Source organism: Streptomyces sp. NPDC014006 (assembly GCF_043088925.1).
GTDB lineage: Bacteria > Actinomycetota > Actinomycetes > Streptomycetales > Streptomycetaceae > Streptomyces.
The window spans coordinates 73944-100531 of the sequence record NZ_JBICAJ010000001.1 but is presented as its reverse complement, the minus strand read 5'-3'; the positions used below and the strand labels follow the sequence as shown (position 1 = coordinate 100531).

Annotated in this window: 23 protein-coding genes and 1 tRNA gene; 7 read left to right on the top strand and 17 right to left on the bottom strand. The window is 72.0% G+C overall.

The genetic code is table 11. The features are described from left to right. Positions 1-15 precede the first annotated feature (15 nt). Positions 16-1161, bottom strand: a complete 1146-nt coding sequence (gene hppD / locus ACF1GV_RS00415; RefSeq protein WP_363267251.1) for a 4-hydroxyphenylpyruvate dioxygenase — start codon at positions 1159-1161, stop codon at positions 16-18. A gap of 124 nt (positions 1162-1285) precedes the next feature. On the opposite strand from hppD, the gene ACF1GV_RS00410 reads away from it, so the two are divergent. The 5 genes from ACF1GV_RS00410 to ACF1GV_RS00390 all read left to right on the top strand — a co-directional run bounded on the left by ACF1GV_RS00410 (position 1286) and on the right by ACF1GV_RS00390 (position 5508). Beyond that, positions 1286-1768 (top strand): Lrp/AsnC family transcriptional regulator, encoded by a 483-nt coding sequence (locus tag ACF1GV_RS00410; RefSeq protein WP_363267249.1) that lies wholly within the window; start codon positions 1286-1288, stop codon positions 1766-1768. Positions 1769-1786: 18 nt separating this feature from the next. After that, complete coding sequence (locus tag ACF1GV_RS00405; protein WP_391676568.1) at positions 1787-2434, top strand: ABC transporter permease; 648 nt, start codon at positions 1787-1789, stop codon at positions 2432-2434. A 61-nt stretch (positions 2435-2495) separates the two neighbouring features. After that, a complete protein-coding gene (locus ACF1GV_RS00400) occupies positions 2496-3740 on the top strand; it encodes a betaine/proline/choline family ABC transporter ATP-binding protein (protein WP_391678421.1) in 1245 nt (414 codons plus the stop codon). Further along, on the top strand, positions 3737-4552 hold the full coding sequence (locus tag ACF1GV_RS00395) for an ABC transporter permease (protein WP_391676566.1): 816 nt from the start codon (positions 3737-3739) through the stop codon (positions 4550-4552). Before ACF1GV_RS00400 ends, ACF1GV_RS00395 begins: the two co-directional genes overlap by 4 nt. 74 nt (positions 4553-4626) lie before the next feature. Beyond that, positions 4627-5508, top strand: coding sequence for a glycine betaine ABC transporter substrate-binding protein (locus ACF1GV_RS00390; RefSeq protein ID WP_391678420.1), 882 nt, complete (start codon positions 4627-4629; stop codon positions 5506-5508). A 60-nt stretch (positions 5509-5568) separates the two neighbouring features. Here ACF1GV_RS00390 and ACF1GV_RS00385 read toward each other — a convergent pair whose 3' ends face one another. The 5 genes from ACF1GV_RS00385 to ACF1GV_RS00365 form a co-directional block, all read right to left on the bottom strand. Further along, a complete protein-coding gene (locus ACF1GV_RS00385) occupies positions 5569-6360 on the bottom strand; it encodes a S16 family serine protease (protein WP_391676564.1) in 792 nt (263 codons plus the stop codon). A gap of 161 nt (positions 6361-6521) precedes the next feature. Continuing rightward, positions 6522-7163 (bottom strand): IclR family transcriptional regulator, encoded by a 642-nt coding sequence (locus tag ACF1GV_RS00380; RefSeq protein WP_391676562.1) that lies wholly within the window; start codon positions 7161-7163, stop codon positions 6522-6524. A gap of 306 nt (positions 7164-7469) precedes the next feature. Next, positions 7470-9272: a DEAD/DEAH box helicase gene (locus tag ACF1GV_RS00375; RefSeq protein WP_391676561.1), complete on the bottom strand. Its 1803-nt coding sequence runs from the start codon at positions 9270-9272 to the stop codon at positions 7470-7472. A 118-nt stretch (positions 9273-9390) separates the two neighbouring features. Next, positions 9391-9789 (bottom strand): type II toxin-antitoxin system death-on-curing family toxin, encoded by a 399-nt coding sequence (locus tag ACF1GV_RS00370; RefSeq protein WP_391676559.1) that lies wholly within the window; start codon positions 9787-9789, stop codon positions 9391-9393. Beyond that, positions 9786-9986: a hypothetical protein gene (locus tag ACF1GV_RS00365; protein ID WP_391676558.1), complete on the bottom strand. Its 201-nt coding sequence runs from the start codon at positions 9984-9986 to the stop codon at positions 9786-9788. The genes ACF1GV_RS00370 and ACF1GV_RS00365 overlap by 4 nt, the downstream gene beginning before the upstream one ends. Positions 9987-10239: 253 nt before the next feature. On the opposite strand from ACF1GV_RS00365, the gene ACF1GV_RS00360 reads away from it, so the two are divergent. Further along, a tRNA-Cys gene (locus tag ACF1GV_RS00360) sits at positions 10240-10311 on the top strand. Between the two features lie 91 nt (positions 10312-10402). Here the strand turns inward: ACF1GV_RS00360 and ACF1GV_RS00355 are convergent. The 8 genes from ACF1GV_RS00355 to ACF1GV_RS00320 all read right to left on the bottom strand — a co-directional run bounded on the left by ACF1GV_RS00355 (position 10403) and on the right by ACF1GV_RS00320 (position 19802). Beyond that, positions 10403-10951: a GNAT family N-acetyltransferase gene (locus ACF1GV_RS00355; RefSeq protein ID WP_391676557.1), complete on the bottom strand. Its 549-nt coding sequence runs from the start codon at positions 10949-10951 to the stop codon at positions 10403-10405. Positions 10952-11045: 94 nt separating this feature from the next. Further along, entirely contained in the window at positions 11046-11561 is a 516-nt protein-coding gene (locus tag ACF1GV_RS00350; protein ID WP_391676555.1) for an SUKH-4 family immunity protein, read from the bottom strand. A gap of 89 nt (positions 11562-11650) precedes the next feature. Further along, positions 11651-13957 carry a xanthine dehydrogenase family protein molybdopterin-binding subunit gene (locus ACF1GV_RS00345; protein ID WP_391676554.1) on the bottom strand — a complete coding sequence of 769 codons (2307 nt, stop codon included), beginning with the start codon at positions 13955-13957 and terminating at the stop codon, positions 11651-11653. Continuing rightward, positions 13954-15870, bottom strand: coding sequence for a 2Fe-2S iron-sulfur cluster-binding protein (locus tag ACF1GV_RS00340; RefSeq protein ID WP_391676552.1), 1917 nt, complete (start codon positions 15868-15870; stop codon positions 13954-13956). The genes ACF1GV_RS00345 and ACF1GV_RS00340 overlap by 4 nt, the downstream gene beginning before the upstream one ends. Continuing rightward, positions 15867-16760, bottom strand: coding sequence for an FAD binding domain-containing protein (locus ACF1GV_RS00335; protein ID WP_391676550.1), 894 nt, complete (start codon positions 16758-16760; stop codon positions 15867-15869). Before ACF1GV_RS00335 ends, ACF1GV_RS00340 begins: the two co-directional genes overlap by 4 nt. Before the next feature lie 330 nt (positions 16761-17090). Continuing rightward, a complete protein-coding gene (locus ACF1GV_RS00330; RefSeq protein ID WP_391676548.1) occupies positions 17091-18719 on the bottom strand; it encodes a beta-N-acetylhexosaminidase in 1629 nt (542 codons plus the stop codon). Between the two features lie 183 nt (positions 18720-18902). Beyond that, a complete protein-coding gene (locus ACF1GV_RS00325; RefSeq protein WP_391676547.1) occupies positions 18903-19199 on the bottom strand; it encodes a DUF3039 domain-containing protein in 297 nt (98 codons plus the stop codon). A 30-nt stretch (positions 19200-19229) separates the two neighbouring features. Continuing rightward, on the bottom strand, positions 19230-19802 hold the full coding sequence (locus tag ACF1GV_RS00320; protein ID WP_391676546.1) for a YqgE/AlgH family protein: 573 nt from the start codon (positions 19800-19802) through the stop codon (positions 19230-19232). 250 nt (positions 19803-20052) lie between these two features. Between ACF1GV_RS00320 and murA the strand changes: the two genes are divergently transcribed. Next, the gene (gene murA / locus ACF1GV_RS00315; protein WP_391676544.1) at positions 20053-21390 is read left to right on the top strand and encodes a UDP-N-acetylglucosamine 1-carboxyvinyltransferase; all 1338 of its coding nucleotides are present in this window, start codon (positions 20053-20055) and stop codon (positions 21388-21390) included. 216 nt (positions 21391-21606) lie between these two features. On the opposite strand, the gene ACF1GV_RS00310 is transcribed toward murA, so the two are convergent. The 3 genes from ACF1GV_RS00310 to ACF1GV_RS00300 form a co-directional block, all read right to left on the bottom strand. Next, positions 21607-21888 carry an HU family DNA-binding protein gene (locus tag ACF1GV_RS00310; protein WP_103784273.1) on the bottom strand — a complete coding sequence of 94 codons (282 nt, stop codon included), beginning with the start codon at positions 21886-21888 and terminating at the stop codon, positions 21607-21609. Between the two features lie 339 nt (positions 21889-22227). Next, the gene (locus ACF1GV_RS00305; RefSeq protein WP_391676542.1) at positions 22228-23643 is read right to left on the bottom strand and encodes an NAD-dependent malic enzyme; all 1416 of its coding nucleotides are present in this window, start codon (positions 23641-23643) and stop codon (positions 22228-22230) included. A 586-nt stretch (positions 23644-24229) separates the two neighbouring features. Continuing rightward, positions 24230-26524: a HelD family protein gene (locus tag ACF1GV_RS00300; protein WP_391676540.1), complete on the bottom strand. Its 2295-nt coding sequence runs from the start codon at positions 26522-26524 to the stop codon at positions 24230-24232. Between the last annotated feature and the right edge of the window lie 64 nt (positions 26525-26588).

Below are 26588 nucleotides of genomic sequence, written 5' to 3'. Positions count from 1 at the left end.
CGGGCGGAGCGTCGGCTACAGGTTTCCGCGCTTCTCCTGCTCGCGCTCGATCGCCTCGAACAGGGCCTTGAAGTTGCCCTTGCCGAAGCCCATGGAGCCGTGCCGTTCGATGATCTCGAAGAAGACGGTCGGCTTGTCCTGGACCGGCTTGGTGAAGATCTGCAGCAGGTAGCCGTCCTCGTCGCGGTCGGCGAGGATCTTCAGCTCGCGCAGGGTGTCCACCGGCACGCGGGTCTCGCCGACCCACTCCCCCAGCGTGTCGTAGTAGGAGTCGGGGGTGTCGAGGAACTCCACACCGGCCGCGCGCATGGTGCGCACGGTGGCCACGATGTCGTTCGTGTTCAGCGCGATGTGCTGGCAGCCGGGGCCGTTGTAGAACTCCAGGTACTCGTCGATCTGGGACTTCTTCTTGGCGATCGCCGGCTCGTTGAGCGGGAACTTCACCTTCAGGGTGCCGTCGGCAACGACCTTGGACATCAGCGCCGAGTACTCGGTGGCGATGTCGTCGCCCACGAACTCCTTCATGTTCGTGAAGCCCATGACCTTGTTGTAGAAGGCCACCCACTCGTCCATCTTGCCGAGCTCGACGTTGCCGACGCAGTGGTCGATCGCCTGGAAGGTGCGCTGCGCGGGCGGCGCGACCATCGGCTTGGCGGCGGCGTAACCGGGCAGGTAGGGGCCGTCGTAGCCGGAGCGCTCGACCAGGGTGTGCCGGGTCTCGCCGTAGGTGGCGATCGCGGCGAGGACGACCGTGCCGTGCTCGTCCTTCAGCTCGTACGGCTCGGCGACGCTCTTGGCGCCCTGCTCGATGGCGTACGCGTAGGCGGCGCGCGCGTCCGGCACCTCGATGGCGAGGTCGATGACGCCGTCGCCGTGCTCGGCCACGTGCTGGGCCAGGAAGTGACCCCAGGCGGTGGCGGGCTTGATCACCGAGGTGAACACGAACCGGGCGGAGCCGTTCTCCAGCACGTAGCTGGCGGTCTCGCGGCTGCCGTTCTCCGGTCCGGAGTAGGCGACCAGCGTCATGCCGAAGGCGGTGGAGTAGTAGTGCGCGGCCTGCTTGGCGTTGCCCACGGCGAAGACGACCGCGTCCATTCCCTTGACCGGGAAGGGGTCGGCCTGCCGGGCGGTGTCGGGAGTGTGGTGTGTGGTCTGCGTCATAGCCGAAGCCTGGCCCGGCTCTGCAAGGTGCGCAATAGTTCGCGTATTCACTGGGCATTCTGCTCAGCGATACGGCCGCTCCGGCGGCCTTTCTGTACAGGATGCCCACCCCGGGGAGGCTGCTGTGGCGATCGATCACCTGGACGGCCGGATCATCGTGCTGCTCGCGCAGGAACCGCGGATCGGAGTGCTGGAGATGTCCCGGCGGCTAGGGGTGGCGCGCGGGACCGTGCAGGCGCGCCTGGACCGGCTTCAGTCGAACGGAGTCATCCGCGGATTCGGTCCCGAGGTGGACCCGGCGGCCCTCGGCTACCCGGTCACCGCCTTCGCCACCCTGCAGATCCGGCAGGGCCAAGGGGCCGATGTGCGGGCCCACTTGGCTTCCGTGCCGGAGGTGCTGGAGCTGCACACCACCACCGGCACCGGGGACATGCTGTGCCGGCTGGTGGCCCGCTCCAACGCCGATCTCCAGCGGGTGATCGACCGCGTCGTCGGTTTTGATGGCATCGTCCGGGCCTCCACCGCGATCGTGATGGAGAACCCCGTGCCGCTGCGGGTCATCCCGCTGGTGCAGCAGGCGGCGCAGGACCGGGAGCGGACCATGTGACCCGACGGGGTGAGGCCGGTGAACTTCTGGGAGTACCTCGGCAGCCGCCACCAGCAGTTGCTCACCGACGCCTGTCAGCACGCCGGCGCCGTCTTCCAGTGCATGGTGCTCGCGACCGCGCTGGGCGTGCTCATCGCGGTGGCGACCTACCGCAGCGAATGGGCGGGCAACCTGGCGACGCTCACCACGGCGACCATCCTCACCATCCCCTCCCTCGCCATGATCGGCCTGCTCGTCCCGGTCGTGGGACTCGGTGTGCCGCCGACGGTCGTCTCACTGACCCTGTACGGCCTGCTGCCGGTCGTGCGCAACGCGATCGTCGGCCTGCGCGGGGTCGATCCGGCGCTGACGGACGCGGCGCGTGGCATCGGCATGTCCCGGCTGACGCGGCTGGTGCGGGTGGAGCTGCCGCTGGCGTGGCCGCCGATCCTGACCGGTATCCGGGTCTCCACGCAGATGCTGATGGGCATCGCCGCCATCGCCGCCTACGCCTCCGGGCCCGGGCTCGGCAACGAGATCTTCCGCGGGCTGGCCTCGCTGGGCAGCAAGAACGCGCTCAACCAGGTGCTGGCGGGCACCCTCGGGATCATCGTCCTGGCCCTGCTGTTCGACGCCGCGTACGTCCTGATCGGACGGCTGACCATCCCCAGGGGGATCCGTGTCTGACGTGCCCGTGCCCGAGGTCTCCGACGCCTCCGGCTCGCCTGCCGCGTCCGGCGCATCCGGCCTGTCAGGTGCGCACGCGTCCGTCGCCGGGGCGGCCATCGAGCTGGAGAATCTGACCAAGCGCTACCCGGGCAACCCCCACCCGGCCGTCGACAACGTCAGCATGGAGATCAAGGCCGGCGAGACCGTGATCTTCGTCGGCCCGTCCGGCTGCGGGAAGTCGACCACCCTGAAGATGATCAACCGGCTGATCGAGCCGACCGGCGGCCGCATCCGCATCGGCGGCGAGGACGTCACCGACATGGACCCGGTGAAGCTGCGCCGCAAGGTCGGTTACGCCATCCAGTCGGCCGGGCTCTTCCCGCACATGACCGTCGCCCAGAACATCGCGCTGGTGCCGAGGATGGTCGGCTGGTCCAAGTCCCGCATCCGCTCCCGGGTGGAGGAGCTGCTGGACCTGGTCGGGCTCGACCCCGGCGAGTTCCACGGCCGCTACCCGCGCCAGCTCTCCGGCGGTCAGCAGCAGCGCGTCGGTGTGGCCCGGGCGCTGGCCGCCGATCCGCCCGTGCTGCTGATGGACGAGCCGTTCGGCGCGGTCGACCCGATCACCCGCGACCACCTCCAGGACGAGCTGATCCGGCTCCAGCGCGAACTGCACAAGACGATCGTCTTCGTCACCCACGACTTCGACGAGGCCATCAAGCTGGGCGACCGCATCGCGGTCCTGCGCGAGCACTCCCACATCGCGCAGTTCGACACCCCGGAGGCGATCCTCACCAACCCCGCCGACGACTTCGTCTCCGGCTTCGTCGGCGCCGGGGCGGCCCTGAAACGGCTGAACCTCACCCGCGTACGGGACGTGGAGATCACCGACTACCCGACGGTCACCGTGGACACCCCGCTCCAGCAGATCTTCGGGCTGCTGCGCTCCAGCGGCACCAACGAGATCCTGCTGCTCGACCGGCGTCGGCGCCCCTACAAGTGGCTCAGGCGCGGCGACCTGATGCGGGCGAGGGGTTCGCTGGCGCGGGCGGGCACGCTGGTGCACGACACGGTCACACGGGACGCGACCCTGCGCGACGCGCTGGAGGCGGTCCTCACCGACAGCGCCGGGCGGGTCGCGGTGACGGGGCGGCACGGCGCGTACACCGGCGTCGTCGACATGGAGACGCTGATGAACTCCGTGCACGAGCTGCTGGAGGCCGACCGGCTGGAGGCGATGGAGCACCGGCACGAACTGGAGGCGGCGCGTTCGGCGCAGACGCACGCGGAGCAGGAGGGCGAGGCCGGGGGGCGCAAGGCATGAGCGACGCCGTGGAGATGCGGGACGACCGGGTCGACGGGGAGGAGCCGCCGCCCCCGGCCCGGCCCGCCCCGCGGCGGCGGGTGAGCCGGCGGAAGCTGACCGTCCTGCCCCTGGTGCTGGTCGCCGTGCTGCTGGCGACCTGGCTGTGGTTCCGGCAGGCCGACCTGGACCAGATCTCGAAGAACGCCCTGTCCGGCGGCCAGGTGTCCAAGGCGCTGTGGCAGCACGTGCAGCTGACGGTGATCTCCACCTTCTTCGTGCTGATCATCGCGATCCCGCTGGGGGTGCTGCTGACGCGCCGGATGTTCCGCAGAGCGACCCCGGTGGCGATGACGTTCGCCAACATGGGGCAGGCCACACCCGCGATCGGCCTGCTCGCGCTGCTCGTGATCTGGCTGGGCATCGGCCGCCGGTCCGCCCTGATCGGCATCATCGCCTACGCGATCCTGCCGGTGCTGTCCAACACGATCGCCGGCCTGCGCGCCAACGACCCGACGCTGCTGGAGGCGGCCCGCGGCATCGGGATGTCCCCGCTCGGGGTGCTGCGGCGGGTGGAACTGCCACTAGCGGTGCCGCTGATCCTCGCCGGGGTGCGCACGGCGCTGGTGCTGAACGTCGGCACGGCGACGCTGGCCGTGTTCGGCGGGGGCGGCGGTCTCGGGGTGCTCATCACGACGGGGATCACCAACCAGCGGATGCCGGTGCTGGTGCTGGGCTCCGTCCTCACCGTCTCGCTCGCCCTGCTGGTGGACTGGCTGGCGTCGCTTGCGGAACTGCTGCTCAAGCCGCGGGGGCTGGAGGCCGGGACGTGAGACGACGCATCCGCGCCGTGGTGACCTGCGTGCTGCTGGCACCGGCCGGCTGCGGGCTGACCAGCGGTTCCCCCATGTCCGACGACGTGAAACCCGGCCTGATCGGCAAGGGCGAGCCGCTGAAGGGGGCCGACCTCACGGTCACGTCGAAGTCGTTCACGGAGAGCCTCATCCACGGCGCGATGATGGGCATCGCCTTCCAGGCGGCCGGCGCGGACGTGCTGGACCGCACCGGCATCCAGGGTTCCATCGGCGGCCGGGAGGCGGTGAAGAAGGGCGACGCGGACGCCATGTACGAGTACACGGGCACCGCGTGGATCACGTACCAGGGGCACAGCACGCCCATCCCCGACCCGCGGCAGCAGTGGCAGGCGGTGAAGGCAGCGGACGTGAAGGAGGGGCTGACCTGGCTGCCGCCGTCGCGGCTGAACAACACCTACGCGCTGGCGATGAACCAGGACGCGTACCGGAAGTACGGCACGAGGACGCTGTCGGACGTGGCGGCACTGGCGAAGAAGAACCCGGGCGCGGTGACGCTGTGCGTGGAGGGCGAGTTCGCCAACCGGGCGGACGGGCTGCCGGGGATGGAGAAGAAGTACGGCATGCACATCCCTGCGAAGAACGTCACGCAGATGGACACCGGGATCATCTACACCCAGACGGCGAAGGGCAGTTGCACCTACGGCGAGGTCTTCACCACGGACGGGCGGATCCGCTCGATGAACCTGGTGGTGATGGACGACGACAAGAAGTTCTTCCCCAACTACAACGCCGCCCCCGAGATCAACAGCACCACGTTCAAGAAGTGGCCGGCCATCGCCCAGGTCCTGGCCCCGCTGACGGCCCGCCTGGACAACAAGGTGGCCCAGGAACTGAACGCCAAGGTGGACGTGGACGGAGAGGATCCACACCAGGTGGCACTGGACTGGATGAGGAAGGAGGGGCTGGTGAAGTAGGGGGCGGATGGGGGTGTTGGGGGCGGGAGTGGGTGACAGGGAAGGCGTTGCCGAGGCCGCCTAGCAGCTCGGGATCGGGGTCTTGCCCTTTTCCAGGGCGGTCAGGGCGTCCACCGCGCTCTTCAGGGAGGTGACCGGGATCAGCCGCAGGCCCTTGGGCAGCTCGCCCTTGGCGTCCGAGCACTCCGCCTTCGGTACGAGGAAGACGGTCGCCCCGTCGCGGCGGGCGGCCTGCGTCTTCAGGCCCACGCCACCCACCGGGCCGACCTTGCCGTCGGCGTCGATGGTGCCGGTGCCGGCGATGGTGCGGCCGCCCGTGAGGTCGCCGCCGCTGCCGTCGCCGTCGAGCTTGTCGACGACACCGAGGGCGAAGAACAGCCCGGCGCTGGGCCCGCCGATGTCCGCCAGCTTCAGATCGACCTTGACCTTCTGCTCGCTGAGGTGGAGATAGCCCAGCGCGGCCTTGGCCGCCGCGTCCTGGGACTGGTCCATCTGCGCGAGGTTGTGCCGCTCGATCTCCTTGAGGTTCTCCCCGCTCGGGTACACCGCGTCGCGCGGCATGATCGCCCGGTCGGTGGCGAACCAGCCGTCGATGACGTCGCCGAGCGAGACGTGCGCGTCGGGCCCGGTCGCCTCGATGGTGGTCATCCGCAGCTGGCCGCTGGTCCGGCGGGTGGGAGCCCCGGAGATCGTGATGACCGGCGTGCCCTTGTTGTCGCCCAGTACATTCGCCGTCGTACCGGGCTGCGCCACCGAGAACGGCAGCGGCGCGAACGCCGCCGTGGCGAGCAGGGCCACGAGGGGCAGCGCGCAGACGGCGAGGGCCTTAGGGCGTGTGAGGCGAGAGAGCACGGAGCCAATCTAACGTGAGGCCGCTCCCCCACCCGGCGCCGGTCGGGGTGGCCCCCCGGCCCCGCCGACGGCGGCACGCCGAGGATCGGCGGGAGCGGCCCGTCGACGGCGGCCTGCTCAGCCTCTCCCCCGGCGCCGCCACAGCAACGGCCGGCGCCGGGTCAGCGCAGCGCCTCCGCCACCTCGCGGGCCGCGTCGACGACCCGTGGTCCGACCCGTTCCGGTACGGCGTCCGCGAGCATCACCACGCCGACGCTGCCCTCGACCCCCGTGAGCCCCAGCAACGGCGCCGCGGCGCCGCTGGCACCGGCTTCCAGCTCGCCGTGCGTCAGCGTGTAGCCGGGGTCGCCCAGCGGGTTGGCCCGGGCCGCGAGGATCGCCTTGCCGGCGGCCCCGCGCTCCAGCGGGTGCCGGAACCCGGCCCGGTAGGCCACGTGATAGTCCGTCCACGACGGCTCGACGACCGCGACGGCCAGCGCCTCGGTCCCGTCCACGAGCGTCAGGTGCGCGGTGGCACCTATGTCCTCCGCCAGCGACCGCAGCGCCGGCAGCGCCGCCTCGCGCACCAGCGGATGCACCTGGCGGCCCAGCCGCAGCACGCCGAGCCCGACCCGGGCCCTGCCGCCCAGATCACGCCGTACGAGAGCATGCTGCTCCAGCGTGGCGAGCAACCGGTACACCACGGTCCGGTTCACCCCGAGCTTGTGCGAAAGCTCGGTGACGGTCAGCCCGTGGTCGGTGTCGGCCAGCAGCTTGAGGACCCGCAGTCCTCGGTCGAGCGTCTGAGAGGTCTCCGCGGTCACGACGCCCACTCCTCCAAGTGGTGAGGTCGGCGGGCCTCCACAGGGACGGACGCGTCACCGAGTCCCGCCGGCGACGCGCAACGAAGGCCGCCGATCGGTGACGGTCCGGGTCGTTCCGGACCCAGTCGCTTCACGGCTGCGCTCCGCGGCGGCGCTGCCACGGGGCGTGTGCGTAGCGGGACAGTAGCGAAGCAGGTTCGCTGAGCGGAAGGCTCCGTCCAGAATCCGGGCAACGGCCGAGACGAACCATCTGCGTTTGTCCGGATACGTACTGCGCACGATCGGCCCCGCACCCCCCGTGGAGCGTCACTTCATGCGCGTGGCCCACTCCTGGACCTTGGCGATACGCTGCCGCAGCTGCCCGGCCGTGGCCTCCGCGCTCGGCGGCCCGCCGCACACCCGGCGCAGCTCGGTGTGGATGACGCCGTGCGGCTTGCCGCTCTGGTGGACGTAGGCGCCGACCATGGTGTTGAGCTGGCGGCGCAGCTCCATCAGCTCCTTGTGCGTGACGACCGGCCGCCGCTCGGCGGGCATCTCCAGCAGGTCGGCCTCCTCGGCCGGCTTCTTCTTGCTGTGCGCGATCTGCTTCGCCTGCCGCTTCTGCAGCAGCAGCTGTACCTGGTCGGGCTCCAGCAGGCCGGGGATGCCGAGGTAGTCCTGCTCCTCCTCGCTGCCGGGGTGGGCCTGCATGCCGAACTCGGCGCCGTTGTACATCACCCGGTCGAAGACGGCGTCGGACTCCAGCGCCTCGAAGGGCAGCATGTCCTGGTCGCCGGTGTCCTCGTCCTGCTGCCGCTCCGCCTCCTGGAGGAGCTTGTCCTCCTCGGCGTAGGGGTCCTCCTCGCCGTCCTTCTTCGGCTTGTCGAGGACGTGGTCGCGCTCGCGCTCCATCTCGTTGGCGAAGGAGAGCAGGTCGGGCACGGTCGGCAGGAACACGGACGCGGTCTCGCCGCGCCGCCTGGACCGTACGAAACGGCCGACGGCCTGCGCGAAGAACAGCGGCGTGGAGATCGTCGTGGCGTACACGCCGACCGCGAGACGCGGCACGTCGACGCCCTCGGACACCATGCGGACGGCGACCATCCACCGGTCGTCGCTCGCACTGAAGTCGTCGATCCGCTTCGACGCGCCGGTGTCGTCGGACAGCACCAGGGTCGCCTTGTGGCCGGTGATCTCCCGGATCAGCTTGGCGTAGGCGCGGGCGGAGTCCTGGTCGGAGGCGATGACGAGGGCGCCGGCGTCCGGGATGGCCTTGCGGACCTCGGTGAGCCGCTGGTCGGCGGCGCGCAGCACGGACGGCATCCACTCGCCGCGCGGGTCCAGCGCGGTGCGCCAGGCCTGGCTGATGGCGTCCTTGGTCATCGGCTCGCCGAGGCGGGCCTCGATCTCGTCGCCGGCCTTGGTGCGCCAGCGCATGTTGCCGCTGTAGGAGAGGAAGATGACCGGCCGGACGACACCGTCGGAAAGGGCGGAGCCGTAGCCGTAGGTGTAGTCGGCGGCCGAGCGGCGGATGCCGTCCGCCCCTTCCTCGTACGTGACGAAGGGGATCGGGTTGGTGTCGGAGCGGAACGGCGTACCGGTCAGCGCCAGGCGCCGCGTCGCCGGCTCGAACGCCTCCAGGCAGGCCTCACCCCAGGACTTGGAGTCACCGGCGTGGTGGATCTCGTCGAGGATGACGAGGGTCTTGCGCTGCTCGGAGCGGTTGCGGTGCAGCATGGGCCGCACGCCGACGCCCGCGTAGGTCACGGCGACGCCGTCGTACTCACGGCTCAGCGGCCCGGCGCTGTACTCGGGGTCGAGCTTGATCCCTATCCGGGCGGCTGCCTCCGCCCACTGCTTCTTCAGGTGCTCGGTCGGCGCGACCACGGTCACCTGCTGCACGACGTGGTGGTGCAGCAGCCAGGACGCCAGCGTCAGGGCGAAGGTCGTCTTGCCTGCGCCGGGGGTCGCGACCGCCAGGAAGTCACGTGGCTGCTCCTGGATGTACTTCTCCATCGCCCCCTGCTGCCAGGCACGCAGCTTGCTGGCGGTGCCCCAGGGGGCGCGGCCGGGGAAGGCGGGCGACAGGTGGTGCGAGTGTGACGAGGGGGAGCTGGCGGTGGTAGTCACGGTCTCCGGGATCAAGGTCGTGGCGGCTCGGCTACGTATGACAACCGGGCCACCCTACCGGCGCCGCACCCCGCACCACGCGCGGACAAGCCCGGCTCGACCGAGGGTGGGACCCACGTCACAGCGCCCTCAGCCGCCCCGCGATCACCGTCACATCGCTCTCCTTTCCGGAGGCCACGTCGATGACCAGGTCGTACGCCGTGTCCTGGTCGCAGCCGGCGAGATCGACGCCGTTGACGGCGAGGAAGGTCGCCGCGGCCAGCCAGGCGGTGCGCTTGTTGCCGTCGACCAGGGGGTGGTTCGTGGCGAGGGCGTGCAGCAGCGCGGCGGCCTGCTCCCACAGGTCGTCGTAGGCGGGCGTACCGAACATCCGGGCGCGCGGACGGTGCACCGCGGAAGCGAGCAGACCGGCCTCCCGGGCCTCGGGGGGCCGGCCGCCGAACGCGGTCGCGGCGAGCGCGGTGACCTCGGCGACGGTGAGATGCCGGGTGACGGCGGGTGTGCGGTGCGCGGTCATTCGCCCAGCCTCCGCAGCAGCTCGGCGTGAGCCTGGGCCAGCCGCTCACCGACGGCCCGCACCCGCGCGGCCTCGGCGTCGACGTACCCGCGTACGGCCTCCCGCGCGATCTCCTCCGGCCGCCGCCCGGTCGCGTCCGCGAGATCGTCGAGGGCCGCCTCGAGACCGGGGCCGAGGGGAACGGTGAGCTCCTGCATGCGGCGAGCCTACGGCCGTGACACCGGCCCTGCGACGCGTTTTACGGCCCGGCGACGCACCGGCCCGGCGACGTGGCGGACGCCCGGAGCAAGACCCGTAACGGAGTTGGACCCCTGTCACGACCTCCTTTCATGAACGGCGTGTGGCAGTCGCGTTGCACCACCCCGGATTCCCTTGAGCCCCGCTCCCGCCCCGCCGTACGGTCGACGCACCGAGTTCGGAACGGGGTCCACAGGACTCCGGCACCGACCCGGCCGTGTGCCCGAGTGGTTCAGGGACTCGCCTGCAAAGCGAGTTACGCGGGTTCGATTCCCGCCACGGCTTCGGCGCCTTGACCAGGCGAAAAAGGGCGGCACCTGCGGAAAGGGTGCCGCCCTTCTTGGTCTCCCGTCTCACTACGCGTTCTCGCCGGCCGCTATGCGCCGGGGTCACGGAGGCCGACTGCGTCGTGTTGCCAGAACGGCTCCGCGTAGACCAGTGTCCCTGTCATCCATGGCTCGTACTGCGGGAGTTCGAGGACCTGGAAGGCGCCATCCGGAATGCGCAGGGACGGCTTGCGGAAGCCCCGGTCGCCACCGGGCGCGAAGCCGAAACGGGAGTAGTAGCCCGGATCGCCCTCCAGGAAGACCAGTGGGACAGCCCGCTCCGCGAGGGTCTTCAGGCCGTGCCGGACCAGGGCCGAGCCGATGCCGCGCTTGTGATGCTCGGGTACGACCGCCAACGGGCTGAGCACATGCACCTCGACCAGTCGCCGAGGGGCATCGAGCAGACTGCGGGTGAACATGACGTGCCCGACGACCTGCCCGTCGAGCTCAGCGATCAGTGAGAGACCGCCGGTGGGCGTGATCGTGCCCCGCAAGGTATCGACCAGGTCGGCCACGACAAGGCCGTGGTCACCGAACGCCCGCAGGTGGATGTCCCGCACAGACTCTCTGTCGCTCGGAAGTTCTTCGCGAAGCTCCATGACCGGAGAGTACGGACCCGTCCCAGTCGCTCGCACAGGCTTTTGGAGCCCGAAGGACGCGCGGTGGCCGGCACCGGGGTTCCCCGATGCGGCACTAGATCCCCAGGGCCACCGGTGCGCCGGCGGAGTCGAGGCAACCCGTCTCGCGGCGGTGGGCCAGCCACAGCAGGAAGGCCAGGCTGGAGACGTCGGCGTTCAGCGGCTGCGCGGCGGTGCCGGGGCCCTGCCAGGACAGGACCGTGCCCGTCACGCCGTCGATGGTCAGGCTGGTGCCGTCCACGGCCTCGCCGAGCCGTATCAGGCGGGCCGCCCCCGGCGGCAGCGCTTCGTGCACGGCCGTGGCGAGCCTCAGTTCGTGCACCGCGTACTCCTCCAGCGTGGCCAGCGGCGCGTCCATGTCCAGCCGGAACCACGGCGTCTCCTCCGGCAGGCCGGCCTCACGCAGGAAGCGGCGCGTCGGCTCGTGCGTGAGGACGCGCGGGAAGTCGATCTCCTCGAAACGGACGATCCGGCCGACACCGAACTCCTCGTCCAGCAGCCGTGGCGGCAGATCCAGGGCCAGCCCGGACGCGGTGTCCGGGCCCCTGGCGGTGATGGTGTGCGTGCTCATGGTGCCCCCGTGTGCTACCCCGTGCGGGAGGAACCCCTGTTCCTCTCCCGCACTCAGAACACTACGCCGCGCCACTGACAACGGCCCCGTCAGTGGTTCACCACCGCCGCCTGCGGGCGGATCGGCAGCCGGTTCACCGGGCGGCCCGTCGCGGCGCGCACGGCCGAGGCGATCGCCGCGGGCGAGGCCACCACCGGCACCGCGCTCACCGCCTTCGCGCCGAACGGCGCCACCACGTCGCGCTCCTCGACCAGCTTGACGATTTTGATGTCCGGCGCGTCCAGGGCCGTCGGCAGCGCGTACCCGATGAGGTCGGGGTGGCGGATCAGGCCGCGCGGTGTGCGCAGGTTCTCCGTCAGCGCGATGCCCACGCCCTGCGTGACACCCGCCTCGATCCGCGCCGCAAGCTGCGCGGGGTTGAGGACGCGGCCCACGTCCTGGGCGACCGCCAGCTCCACCACCCGCACCGAACCCAGCTCGATGTCGACGTCCACCACCGCGCGGATCGCGCAGAAGGCGAGGCTGACGAAGGCATCCCCCTGGCCGGACCCGTCCAGGGGTTCCGTCGGGTGCGGGCGGCACTGCGCCGTGGCCCACAGCTCCTTGCCGTCCATCGCCTCGGTCACCGTCGTCGACAGCACACCGTCGTACGACGTGATCTTGCCGTCGGTGATCTGGAGCAGCTCCGTCGACATGCCGAACTTGTGGGCCAGCGGCTGCAGCAGCTGTGTACGGACCATCTTGGCCGCGCGCTCGACCGCGCCGCCCGACACCCACGTGTGGCGGCCGCGGCAGCCCGGGCCCGCCGGGGGCTGGTCGGTGTCGACGGGCGCCACGTGCACCTCGTCGATGCCGAGGGTCTCCTGCACGATCTGCCGGGCCAGCGTGGCGAAGCCCTGACCGGTCTCCACCGCCGCGCACAGCACGGTGGCGACCCCGTCGTGCACCTTCACGGTCGCCGTGGACACCTCGTCGGCGCCCTCCGCGCCGAGCATGTGCACCACACCCAGCCCGTAGCCCACACCGCGCCGCACCGCGCCCGGCTCGCCCGCGCCCTCGGGGCCGCCGGGCAGCAGCCAGTCCTCCTCGGCGGTGTCCTTGGGCAGCGGCGGCAGCGGGAAGTCCCGTACGGCCTGGAGGAGTTCGGCGACCGGCGCCGGGCAGGTCACCGGCTGCCCCGTCGGCAGCACGTCGCCCGTGGCCAGGACGTTGCGCAGGCGCAGCTCCGCCGGGTCGACGCCCAGTTTCTTCGCCAGCTTGTCCATCTGCGCCTCGTAGGCCGCACACACCTGCATGGCGCCCTCGCCGCGCACATGGCCCGACGGCGGGTTGTTGGTGCGCACCGCCCAGCCCTCGATGAACGCGTTCGGCACGACGTACGGGCCGCAGGCGAAGGCGACCGCCGCGGCGAGCGCTTCCGAGGACGTGTCGGCGTACGCGCCCGCGTCCAGCAGGATCTGCGCCTCGACCTTCACCAGCTTGCCCTCGGCGTCCGCGTGGTGGCGGTAACGCAGCAGGGTGGGGTGCCGGTGGACGTGGCCGAGGAAGGACTCCTCGCGGGTCGCGGTCAGCTTCACCGGGTGGCCGGTCTTCAACGCCAGCAGTCCGAGCGGAAGCTGGAAGCCCTGGTCCTCGCGGTCGGCGGTCGCGCCGGGGACGCCGGTGACGACGACCTTCACCCGTTCCGGTTCCAGGCCGTAGCAGGCGGCGAGGGCGTCGCGGTCGGTGTGCGGGTCGGTGGACGCCGTGTAGAGCTCCACGCCGCCGTCGGGGCGGGGCACGGCGAGAGCGGCCTCGGCACCGATCGGGGCGGGGTCCTGGCGGCCGATGCGGTACAGGCCCTCGACGACGACCTCGCCGACCGCGCCGGGGTCGCCGTGGTGCAGCGGGATGTGCCGGATCAGGTTGCCGTCCGGGTGCAGCGGCTCGGCCTCGAAGGCGTGCTCGGGGTCGGTGACGGGGTCGAGCACCTCGTACTCGACGATGACGGCCGCCGCGGCCATCCGCGCGGTGTCCGGGTGGTCGGCGGCGACGGCCGCGATGGGCTCGCCGTGGTGGCGTACGACGTCCGAGGCGAACACCGGGCGGTCGGCGGCGCCCCGGCCGTACACCGGGCTGCCGGGGACGTCCTCGTGCGTGACGACGGCCCGCACGCCGGGCATCTCGCGGGCGTGGGTGGTGTCGATGGAGACGATGCGCGCGTGCGGGTGCGGGGAGCGCAGCACGGCCGCCCACAGCAGTCCCTCGGCCCACAGGTCGGCCGCGTAGGGGAACGTCCCCTCCGTCTTGGCACGGGCGTCGGCGGACGGCAGGGAGGCGCCCAGGCCGTGCGGGATCTGCTCGGGGGCGGGTGCCGCCTCCGCGGTGGTGGTCGCGGCGGCCGCTTCGTTGCTCACGCCTGGCCTCCGTCCTCTCCCTGTCCGTACGGCTGCTGGTCGTGCCCGCGCGGGGCGGCGGGGTCCTCGAAGGCGGCCGGGCGCTCGAAGGCGCCGCCGTCCTCGAACACGCTCGGGTGCACGCCTCCCGCGCCGGGACCCGCCTGGTGCGGGATACGAGCTTCGTCGCCGGCCGTCTCACCGTCGCCGGCGCGCACCGCCTCCCGCTCGGCGACGACCTCCTGGACGGCCTGCAGGACGCCCCGGTAGCCCGAGCAGCGGCACAGGTTGCCGCACAGTGCCTGGCGGGCCTCCATCTCGGTCGGCGCCGGGTTGCCCTCCAGCAGGTCGTGCAGGGTCATCGCCATGCCGGGCACGCAGAAGCCGCACTGCACCGCGCCGCACCGGGCGAGCGCCCGCTGCACGTCCGAGGGCTGCCCCTCCTCGGCGAGGCCCTCCACGGTGCGCACCTCGCTGCCGGCGGCGGTGACGGCGGGCACCAGGCAGGAGGCGACGAGCCTGCCGTCGACCTGCACGTTGCACGCCCCGCACTCGCCCTGCGAGCAGCCGTCCTTGGCTCCGGCGAGCCCGAGCCGCTCGCGCAGCACGTACAGCAGCGACTCACCGATCCAGGCGTCGCCGACGGGCCGGTCGGCGCCGTTGACCCGCAGCACGTAGGAGGCGAGGGGGTGTTCGTCGTGCGGGGGCGGCGGGGCGTCGTGCGGCGGCCGGTCGCCCTGGGCGAACTCGCCGGGGGCCGGCGCGTCGTGCACGGGCGGCTCGGACGGCTCGGCGGCGGACGGCTCCTCGGCACCCTCCGGCGACGCGGCCGCCTCCGGCTCGGCTGCCTCTTCGGGCTGCGGCTGCGGCGCGGATACGGCGCCGCGTGCGGCGTCGGTGTCCAGGGCGCCGGCGTCCCCGTGCGCGTCGAGGGCGCCCTGGGTGTCGTCCGCCGTGTCCTGCGGGTGGTGTGCGTCCTGTGTGTCGTCCGCGTCCTGCGTGTCCTGTGCCCCTGGGGCATCGAGCGCCGACGGCCCGGAGGGCTCGGCCTGGGGCTCGTCGGCGGCGGCCCCGGTGCCGGGCGCCTCGGGGGCAGCGGGGGCTTCCTGGACGGGGGCGGCGTGAGCGGCAGCCGGGAGGGGCTCCGTCACCGGCGGCTGGGCGGGGCCGGCGGCGTAATCGCCCCCGTGTCCGGCGAAGTGACCGGTGTGCGCGGGACCGGCGTGCTCCCCGGGGTGCCCGGCGACCGCGTGCTCACCGGGGTGCGCCGGGTCGGCGTGCTGCTCCCCCTGCGCACCGGGCCCGGGAGGCTGCGGCGTGTCCCAGGGGTGACCCTGGGCCCCGGTCGCCCAGGGGGCGGCGGCTCCTCCGGGCAGCGTGGCCGGCGGTGTGCCGCCCCACTGCTCGACGAGGGAGGACGTCGAGTACTCGCCGGACTCGTCCGGCAGATCGCCCCCGGCGACCGGGATCGACCACTGACCGGTGACGTCGTGGCCGGGTGCGGGCGACGGCGCGGACTCCGGATCGGCGGGGGCGGGGGCGCCGCCGCTGCCGTACGCGTCCGTGTCCGTGTGCTCCGCGAAGTTCCACTGCCCGGTCGCCCCGGGCTGGTACGTGAACCGGTCGTCCGCGCCCGCCTGTGGCGCGTCGCCGGCCGCGGGCACGCCCCAGTGCACGCCGTCCACCGGCATGCTCCACGTGCCCGTGGCGGCCGGGTCGGTGCCCGCGGTGGTGGCGGGGGCGACCGTTATCTGCGGCGGCACATAGCCGTGCCCGGGCGCGGCGAGCGGACTGTCGCCGGACAGCAGCGCGTCGATGCCGCCCTCGGGGAGCTTGACGAAGGCGGTCGCGCCGTCGTCGTAGTCGCCCTGGGGCAGCGGGTCCCAGCGGCTGCCGCCCTGCGGGGTGCCCTCTGCGTGCTGGTCGTCGGTCACGACAATGCCCTCCCCAGTGCTCGTCGGGCCAGCGCGGCGACGGTGCGCCGCAGGTGCAGTACGGCGGGTGGCAGCTGCGGCACGGAGCCGTCCTCGGCAGGGGCCGGTTCGGGGATGCAGGCCGCGGCGACGTACTCGCCGAAGGCGTGCAGGGCCTCCGGGACGATCGCGCGGTTGTTGTCCCAGTCGATGAGCTGGGCGACCCAGTGCTCGGCCTCCAGGGGCCGCAGCGGCATCGGTGCGATGGCGCCGACCGCGCAGCGCACGCCGCGGCGCGCGGGGTCGAGGACCAGCGCGACGGAGGCGACGGCCCGGCCGGGGCCGGTGCGGCCGGTGGCCTTGAGGAAGACCTGCGGGGCGTGCAGCAGCGGCACGCGCACGTAGCCGATCAGTTCGCCGCCGCGCAGCATGTCCACCCCGGCCAGCAGGTGCGACACCGGGATCTCCCGGCGGGCGCCGCCCGGTCCGGCGATGATCAGGGTCGCCTCCAGCGCGGCCAGCACGGGCAGCGCGTCGCCGGTCGGGGCGGCGGAGGCGATGTTGCCGCCGAGCGTGCCGGCGTTGCGGATGTGGGGCGGCCCGGCGGCGCGGGCGGCGGCGGCGAGCGCCGGGATGAGGGCGGCGAAGTCGGGGCGGCCCATACGCGCGTGCGTGAGGCCGGCGCCGAGCAGGGCGTGGCCGTCCAGGTACTGCCAGCCGCGGATCTCGCTGATCCGGCCCAGGCCGACCAGCCCGGTGGGCCTGAGCTGCCCGGAGTTGACGGCGGTCATCAGGTCGGTGCCGCCCGCGACCGGCACGGCGGCGGGCATGGCGGTCAGGGCCTCCACGGCCTCGTCCAGCGTCGTGGGCAGCGTGACGGGCTGCGCCGCCTGCGGTGCGTGCGTGGTCAAAACCGGCTGCCCCTTCCCGCTGCCCCACCTGGTCCCGCCCTGTTGCGCCGTACGGTACGTGCTGACAGGGCGGACGTGGCAACTCTGGCACATCTTCCGGGCAGCTGAGGACGCGGGTCCGGTAGGAGGCGTTCGCCCACCTCACCGGCGAGTTGGTCCGTTTTCGCACGGCTTCACCGAAGGGCGCGAATTGGCACTCTTCGGTGACCCTGATGCGATTGTGCCACTACCTGTTCGACCGCCGCGGGGGCTGTGGAAAACGGCCGCCCGCACCCTGTGGACAACGCTGCGGGCGGGCTGCGGGCAACGGCCGACCAGGCGGGGCGGCGCCTACCGGTCGGGCGGCGGTCCGTCGAGCGGCCGGCCCAGGATTCCCGGCCGACGCTGCCAGGGCCGCGGTCCCGCGGGCGGGCGGTAGGCCACGCCGAGGGCGTCAAGTCGCCGGTAGTGGGCGGCCATCCGGCGCTCGAAGCCGGCGAAGTCCCGGGCGGCCGGGACCGGCAGGGCGCTCCAGGCCACCTCGGCGAAGGCGGCGAGCCGGGGGAACAGCTGGTACTCCACGCGCTGCTGGTCCTCCGTCACCTCCGACCACAGGTTGGCCTGCGTGCCCAGCACATGCCGGGCCTCGTCCTCGGTGAGCTGCTCCGGGACGGGTTCGAACCGGTAGACGTCCTCCAGGGTGCGCACGAAGCCGATGGGCACCGGCTCGTCCTCGCCCGCGGCCTGACGGTGGTCCAGATACACGTACTGCTCCGGGCACATGACGACGTCGTGGCCCGCGCGGGCGGCGGCGATCCCGCCGCCGTAACCGCGCCAGGAGGACACGGCCGCGCCCGGCGCGAGGCCGCCCTCGAGGATCTCGTCCCAGCCGATGAGCCGCCGCCCGCGCGCGGCCAGCCACCGGTCGAAGTGGGCGATGAACCACGCCTGGAGCTCGTCCTCGCCGGCCAGCCCGAGTTCCTTGATGCGGGCCTGCGCGGTGGCCGAGCGGCGCCACTGGTCCTTGGGGCACTCGTCACCGCCCACGTGGATGAAGAGGGACGGGAAGAGCTCCAGCACCTCCTCGAACACGCCTTCGTAGAAGTGCAGCGTGTTGTCAGTGGGGGCGAGTACGTTCGGGTTGATCCCCCAGGTGTCCCAGACGGTGAGGGCGGTGGTGTCGATGACGTCGGTGTTGCCGAGTTCCGGGTACGCGGCGATGGCAGCCTGCGAGTGTCCGGGGACGTCGATCTCCGGGACGACGGTGATATGCCGCTCGGCGGCGTAGGCGACGATCTCGCGGATGTCGTCCTGGGTGTAGTAGCCGCCGTGGGGCCGCTCGTCCCACAGCGGCGAGGCGCGGTGGCCGAGCTTCGTGCGGGCGCGCCAGGCGCCGGTCTCCGTCAGCTCCGGGTGGCGTTCGATCTCGATGCGCCAGCCCTGGTCGTCGGTCAGATGCAGGTGCAGCACGTTGAGTTTGTGCGCGGCCATCACATCCATCTGCCGCAGGACGCCGTCCTTGGGCAGGAAGTGCCGGGCGACGTCCAGCAGGAGGCCGCGCCAGCCGAAGCGTGGCGTGTCCTCGACGACCACACCGGGCAGGGTCCAGCGCCGGCCGGGCGTGACCGGTGCGCGCCGGAAGGCCTCGGGCCCGAGCAGCTGGCGCAGCGTCTGCGCACCCCAGAAGACGCCGGCCGGACCGCCGCCGTGCAGGGTCACCCCGGCGTCGTCCACGGTCAGCCGGTACCCCTCGGGACCGAGCGGCCCGGCGTCCTCGACGGCCAGCCGGATCGTGCGGCCGTCCCGGCCCCCGCCGGGCGGCAGCGCGTATCCGGTGACGGCCCCGAGCGTGGCGCGCAGCCAGCGCGCGGTGGCCTCGGTGCCGGGCCCGGCCGCCAGCAGGGTGTCCTCGCCGAGCGTGAACCCGGCGGCGAGCGTCCGCACGGCCCGGGGCGCCGGAATCAGTTCCTCAGCAGTCATGTCGATCCCCCACCACTCCCCGGACGGCCCTCGATTCGGCCCGCCCGGGGAAGGCCAGGGAGCCCGTGAACACGACCACAAGAGGTCTGCACCAATCGCGTGAACGCGCGGAGGCCCCGGCGGCGCGCCGCAGCACACCAGGGGGCCTCGTCACGCCGGGCAGTGGTCCGGCGGGCCGCCGTGCTACTTCTTGCCGCCGCCCTTGCCGTCCTTGCCGCCCTCGCCGCCGCCGGCGCCCATGGACTCGTAGATCTCCTTGCACATGGGACAAACGGGGTACTTCTTCGGGTCGCGGCCCGGCACCCAGACCTTGCCGCACAGCGCCACGACGGGCGTCCCGTCGAGGGCGCTCGCCATGATCTTGTCCTTCTGGACGTAGTGGGCGAAGCGCTCGTGGTCACCGTCACCGTGGGAGGTCTGCGGCGTCGGCTCTACGAGGGTCCCCGTACCAGTCCCGCGCTCGGGCTCGAGAGTGCTCATAAACGCCAAGGGTACTGAAGGTCACAGGGTTCAGTTGAGCGACGGGTCGTCCGGATACGTCGCCACCATCGCCAGTTCGTTGCGCTGGCGGCGCAGGACCTCGCGCCACAGTGTCTCGGGGGACGGGGAGGAGACGTCACCGGGTTCGGACTCGACGACGTACCAGGCGCCCTCGGCCAGTTCGTCCTCCAGCTGGCCGGGGCCCCAGCCGGCGTATCCGGCGAAGATCCGCAGGGAACCGAGGGCGGAGGCGAGGAGTTCCGGCGGGGCCTCCAGGTCGACCAGGCCGATCGCGCCGTGCACCCGCCGCCAGCCGAGCGGGGTGCCGTTCGCCTCCGGGTCGCCCGGGACGACGGCGACGCCGAGGGCCGAGTCCAGCGACACCGGACCGCCCTGGAAGACGACGCCGGGCTCCCCGGCGAGATCCGCCCAGCCCTCCAGGATGTCGCCCACGTCCACCGGCGTGGGACGGTTGAGGACGACGCCGAGCGAGCCCTCCTCGTCGTGGTCGAGAAGGAGCACCACCGCGCGGTCGAAGTTCGGGTCCGCCAGGGCGGGCGTGGCCACGAGCAGCCGCCCTGTGAGCGAGGACACCTCGGTCATGCCAGACATGATCCCGCATCTTCCCGGGCTGTGGGGAGGCAATCGGGGTAGGCGAGTGAAGGCAGGTCACGGCTCACGGGGGCGCCACGGGCGCACATGTCGCGGCGGTGACCGCATGTGCCCGGGCGTCAACGGTTCGTGTTGTGACACAGCTATGACGTTCCCGGGTGCTCCGCGGGCTTACTTCAGGGGGGTCCGTGGCGATTACTCTGTCTCTCTCCCCTGCCCGACTCATCGGAACGCGAGATACATGACCGTCAACGACGATGTCCTGCTTGTCCACGGCGGAACCCCGCTGGAGGGCGAGATCCGTGTCCGCGGCGCGAAGAACCTCGTGCCGAAGGCCATGGTGGCCGCCCTGCTGGGCGGCGAGCCGAGTCGACTGCGCAATGTTCCGGACATCCGTGACGTGCGAGTCGTGCGCGGCCTGCTGCAGCTGCACGGGGTGACGGTCCGTCCGGGTGAGGAGCCGGGTGAGCTGGTGCTCGACCCGACCCGGGTGGAGAGCGCCAACGTCGCTGACATCGATGCCCACGCGGGCTCCAGCCGTATCCCCATCCTGTTCTGCGGCCCGCTGCTGCACCGCCTCGGGCACGCCTTCATCCCGGGCCTGGGCGGCTGTGACATCGGCGGCCGGCCCATCGACTTCCACTTCGACGTGCTGCGGCAGTTCGGCGCGGTCATCGAGAAGCGCGCGGACGGCCAGTACCTGGAGGCCCCGCAGCGGCTGCGCGGCACCAAGATCCGGCTGCCGTACCCGTCCGTCGGCGCGACCGAGCAGGTGCTGCTGACCGCGGTGCTCGCCGAGGGCGTGACGGAGCTGTCCAACGCGGCGGTGGAGCCCGAGATCGAGGACCTGATCTGCGTCCTGCAGAAAATGGGCGCGATCATCGCGATGGACACCGACCGCACGATCCGCATCACCGGTGTGGACAAGCTCGGCGGCTACGACCACCGCGCTCTGCCGGACCGGCTCGAGGCGGCGTCCTGGGCGTCGGCGGCGCTGGCGACCGAGGGCGACATCTACGTCCACGGCGCGCAGCAGCGCTCGATGATGACGTTCCTGAACACCTACCGGAAGGTGGGCGGTGCCTTCAAGATCGACGACGAGGGCATCCGCTTCTGGCACCCCGGCGGGCAGCTGAAGTCGATCGCGCTGGAGACGGACGTCCACCCCGGCTTCCAGACCGACTGGCAGCAGCCGCTGGTGGTGGCGCTGACGCAGGCCACGGGCCTGTCGATCATCCACGAGACGGTGTACGAGTCCCGGCTCGGCTTCACCTCCGCGCTGAACCAGATGGGCGCGCACATCCAGCTGTACCGCGAGTGCCTGGGCGGCTCGGACTGCCGCTTCGGCCAGCGCAACTTCCTGCACTCCGCCGTGGTGTCGGGCCCGACCAAGCTGCAGGGCGCCGACCTGGTCATCCCCGACCTGCGCGGCGGCTTCTCGTACCTCATCGCGGCCCTCGCCGCACAGGGCACGTCCCGGGTGCACGGCATCGACCTGATCAACCGCGGCTACGAGAACTTCATGCAGAAGCTCGTGGCACTGGGCGCGAAGGTGGAGCTGCCGGGCCAGGCGCTGTAACGGCGCCACGCGCGCGTAGGACGCGCGTACGACGATGGGGCGGCCCCCGGTCAGGGGGGCCGCCCCATCGGGCGTTCAGAGCGCCCCCGAAGGAGCGCGGGGCTGCGTCGGTGTGCGGCCCGGCCGCGCGGTCACGACCGGCCACACACGGTCCGCAGTCGCACAGGGCGCTATGGGGCCATGGCGTCACGAGCCACGACCCTCACAGCGGCGCGATTACTTACCCTTGGCGGCTTCCTTGAGCTTGGAGCCCGCGGAGACCTTCACGCTGTAGCCGGCCGGGATCTGGATCGGCTCACCGGTCTGCGGGTTGCGGGCGGTACGAGCGGCACGGTGGGTGCGCTCGAAGGTCAGGAAGCCGGGGATGGTGACCTTCTCGTCGCCCTTGGCGACGACATCGCCGACGACGTCGGCGAACGCGGCCAGCACGGCGTCGGCGTCCTTGCGGGTCACCTCGGCGCGGTCGGCCAGCGCGGCCACCAGCTCACTGCGGTTCATGTTGTTACTCCCGTGTTCTTCTTGCCGTTGGGGCGTGCCACGCGGCGACAGCCGCATATCGGACACAGCGAAGCCGTTGCTGCCAGGGTCGTCGAACGGTCCCGGGCCCGGTCCCGTCCTCGGACGCGAGCGCCCAGAGAGGCATCCTGCCCCTACCTGCGGCGGGAAAGCCAATCCGGCACCCGTAGGAGTCGTGAGAACACTCTTGGGAGTCACACGAAAGCGCCACGGCCCCGGAGGCCACCCTCGCCACTGACCGGCCGCCCACCATAGAGGGCGGCCGCAGGCCGTTGGTTCCACGACGCGCCGGGCGGCGGTCGTGGCAAGTCTCACAAGCGGTTACGCGGTCGCTCCGGCGGCCTTGGCGGCGTCCCGGACCGCCCCGGCGACCGCACCCGCGACCTTGTCGTTGAAGACGGAGGGGATGATGTAGTTCGGGTTCAGCTCGTCCTCGGTCACCACGTCGGCCAGCGCCTTCGCGGCGGCCAGCATCATGTCCGTGTTGACGGTACGGGACTGCGCGTCCAGCAGGCCGCGGAAGACACCCGGGAAGACCAGCACGTTGTTGATCTGGTTCGGGAAGTCGGAGCGGCCGGTGGCCACGACGGCCGCCGTCTGGCGGGCGATCGCCGGGTCCACCTCGGGGTCGGGGTTCGCCAGCGCGAAGACGATGGCGCCGTCGGCCATGGCGGCCACGTCGTCGCCGTCGAGGACGTTGGGCGCGGAGACGCCGATGAAGACGTCGGCGTCGTGCACGGCCTCCTTGAGGGTGCCGGTGAGGTTCTCCGGGTTGGTGTTGTCGGCGATCCAGCGCAGCGCGGAGCCGGCGGGCGCGTCGACCAGGTCCCCACGGCCGGCGTGCACGACGCCCTGGATGTCGGCGACGACGGCGTTCTTGACGCCGGCGGCGATCAGGAGCTTCAGGATGGCGGTACCGGCCGCGCCGGCGCCGGACATCACGACCCGGACGTCCCCGATGCCCTTGCCGACCACGCGCAGGGCGTTGGTGAGGGCGGCGAGGACAACGATGGCAGTGCCGTGCTGGTCGTCGTGGAAGACGGGGATGTCGAGGGCCTCGCGCAGCCGGGCCTCGATCTCGAAGCAGCGGGGCGCGGAGATGTCCTCGAGGTTGATGCCGGCGAAGCCGGGGGCGATGGCCTTGACGATCTCGACGATGGCGTCGGTGTCCTGGGTGTCCAGGCAGATCGGCCAGGCGTCGATGCCGGCGAAGCGCTTGAACAGGGCGGCCTTGCCCTCCATGACCGGCAGGGCGGCCTTGGGGCCGATGTTGCCCAGGCCCAGCACGGCGGAGCCGTCCGTGACCACCGCGACGGAGTTGCGCTTGATGGTGAGGCGGCGGGCGTCCTCGGGGTTCTCGGCGATGGCCATGCAGACGCGCGCCACACCCGGGGTGTAGATCATGGAGAGATCGTCGCGGTTGCGGATGGGGTGCTTGGACGCCATCTCGATCTTGCCGCCGAGGTGCATCAGGAACGTACGGTCGGAGACCTTGCCCAGCGTGACGCCCTCGATGGCGCGCAGCTTGCCGACGATCTCCTCACCGTGGGCCGTGGAAGTGGCCGCGATCGTGACGTCGATCCGGAGCTTCTCGTGCCCGGACGCGGTGACGTCGAGGCCGGTCACCGAGCCTCCGGAGGACTCCACGACGGTGGTGAGCTGCGAGACGGCGGTTCCGCTCGCGGGCACCTCCAGCCGGATCGTCATCGAGTAGGAGACGCTGGGCGCCGTTGCCATGGCCGACTTCCTCTGCTTTCACCGTTTCGCTGGGATGTGCCGTCCGATCGTCGCACCTACCCCTGAGTACGTGGTAGTCGCCCCGGATTGCGGACGTTTTGTTCATGAGCGGGACAGTTTTCGGAAATTAACTTCCGCCATGCGAGAGAGTACGCCAAGCGATCAGACAAATAAAGAGACCCACGTCACTGGGTGACGTGGGTCTCCTCAACGTTCATGACACCGACCCGCCATGCTCGCCTCGCGGCAAGTGGTCCCTCTGAGGGACAAAGGTTGGGCCCGGGGGCTTGGATCGGGCCGGTGCCACACCAAGGCTAACAAACGGATCGACGAAGACAATTCCCCCTGCACGAAACGCGCTCCGCCCGCCGCTCCCGAGACGGACAGGGCGACGGCCCGCAGCCGCCGACGGCGGGAAGGGGACGGGGTGACACGCCACGACGCACCGCAACGGGCCGCCGCAGGCATCAAAGGGGCGCGGGGAACGGCGCGACCAGCCACAACGCACCCCGCGCAGGCCGCCGCAGGCAACCGCGACCAGCCACAACGCACCGACAGACGAACCACAAGCCGGCGCTGCAAGGCATCAGTCCCGCAGCAGATCCGGCACCCCCAGCCCATCCGCCTCGTCCCGCTCCGCCGAAACCACCGTCAACTGCTGCGTGGCCCGGGTCAGCGCGACGTACAGCACCCGCAACCCCGCCGGGCTCTCGTCGGCGATCTCCGCGGGCGAGACGACGACCGTCGCGTCGTACTCCAGGCCCTTGGCCTCCAGGCTGCCGAGGGCCACGACCCGGTCGCCGAGCCCGGCCAGCCACCGCCGGGCCTCCTCGCGGCGCTGCATCGCGACGACGACGCCGACCGTGCCGTCCACCGCGCCGAGCAGCCGCTCGGCCTCGGCCCGCACGGCCTTCTCCAGCGACTCCGCCGCGACCGCGAACCGGGGCTGCACGCCGGTGGAACGCACCGCCGACGGGGCCGTGGAGCCGGGCATGGCCAGCGCCAGCACCTTCGCGGCCAGCTCGGCGATCTCCGCCGGGTTGCGGTAGTTCACCGTGAGCTGGAAGCGGCGGCGCGGGCGGGTGCCGAGGGCCTCGTCGCGGGCCGCGGCGGCCTCGTCGACGTCGGACCAGGAGGACTGGGCCGGGTCGCCGACGACCGTCCAGGTGGCGTGCCGGCCGCGGCGGCCGACCATGCGCCACTGCATCGGCGTGAGGTCCTGCGCCTCGTCGACGATCACATGGGCGTACTCGACGCGCTCGGCGGCCAGCCGCTCCGCGCGCTCGCGCTGCGACTCCTCCCGCACCGGCATCAGCTCTTCCAGACCGGTGAGGTGGTCCAGCGGGTCGAGCTCGCGCTTCTTCTTCGGACGCACCGGGGTGCCGAGGATCGCCTGCAACTCGTCCAGCAGCGCGATGTCGTGCACGGAGTACCCGTCGCGTCTGAGCGAGCGGGCGACCTTGCGGACCTCGCCCGGGTTCAGGACGCGGCGCGCCCAGCGCCCGAGCCGCTTCTCGTCGGCCATCGCCGCGAGGACGCCGCGCGGGGTCAGCTCGGGCCACCAGGCGTCCAGGAACTGCAGGAAGGAGTCCTCGGTGCTGACGTCGTCGTCGAAGGAGGAGCGCAGTTCGGCGGCCAGCTCGGGGTCGGTGTGCCGGCCCGCGGCACCGGACTGCTCCCACAGGGCGTCCAGCAGCAGCTTGCGGGCGCGCGGGCGCAGCAGGTTCACCGGGGCCGTACCGCCGAGGGCGTTGCGGCGGATCGCGTCCAGCTGCCCCGACTCGAGCTCCAGGCGCCGGCCGAAGGCGACGACCCGCAGCCGGGTCGGGGTGTCGGGCCCCTCCAGCGCGCCCCGGGCGGCCTTGCGCAGCACCTTCAGCATGCGGCTGGAGCCCTTGGCGCGGGCGGTGGCCGGGGAGTCGTACACCGTGGCCTCGGCCCCGTCGACCAGGGAGCCGATCGCGCGGATGGCGACCTGGCCCTCCTCGCCCAGCGAGGGCAGCACGCCCTCGGTGTAGGCGACGAGCAGCGGGGTCGGCGAGACGATCAGGATGCCGCCCGCGTAGCGGCGGCGGTCCTGGTAGAGCAGGTAGGCGGCGCGGTGCAGCGCGACCGCCGTCTTCCCCGTGCCCGGCCCGCCCTCGACGTACGTCACGGACGCGGCGGGCGCGCGGATCACCATGTCCTGCTCGGCCTGGATGGACGCCACGATGTCCCGCATGGTGTGGGTGCGGGCCTGCCCGAGCGCCGCCATCAGCGCGCCGTCGCCGATGACCGGCAGCTCGTGCCCGTCGAGGAACGCCGTCAGCTGCGGCCGCATGAGGTCGTCCTCGACGCCGAGGACCCGGCGGCCCTTGGAGCGGATGACCCGGCGCCGTACGACCCGCCCCGGGTCCACCGGCGTGGACCGGTAGAACGGCGCGGCGGCGGGCGCCCGCCAGTCGATGACCAGCGGCGCGTAGTCCTGGTCGAGAACGCCGATCCGGCCGATGTGCAGCGTCTCGGCGATGTCGGCGGTGTTGTCGGGCCGCACGGCGCCGTCGGCGGGCTCCACGGCGGTGTACGCGCCGTCGGGCCCCTTCTTGCCGTCCTTGCCGAGCAGCAGGTCGATCCGGCCGAAGAGGAAGTCCTCGAACTCGTTGTTCAGCCGGTTGAGGTGCACGCCGGCCCGGAAGACCTGCGCGTCCCGCTCGGCGAGCGCGCCGGGGGTGCCGACCTGGCCGCGCCGGGCCGCGTCGTTCATGAGGAACTCAGCCTCGTGGATCTTCTCCTCGAGCCGCCGGTACACCCGGTCGAGGTGTTCCTGTTCGACGGTGATCTCCCGGTCCCGAACCGAGTCGTGAACCGGTTCGACCGCGGATTGCTGTGCCTGAGCGGCCACCGGGCCCCCTTCTGACGTGCTGGGCAGCCGTCAACCGTACGCGAAGGAGGCCACGCGAGGCGAG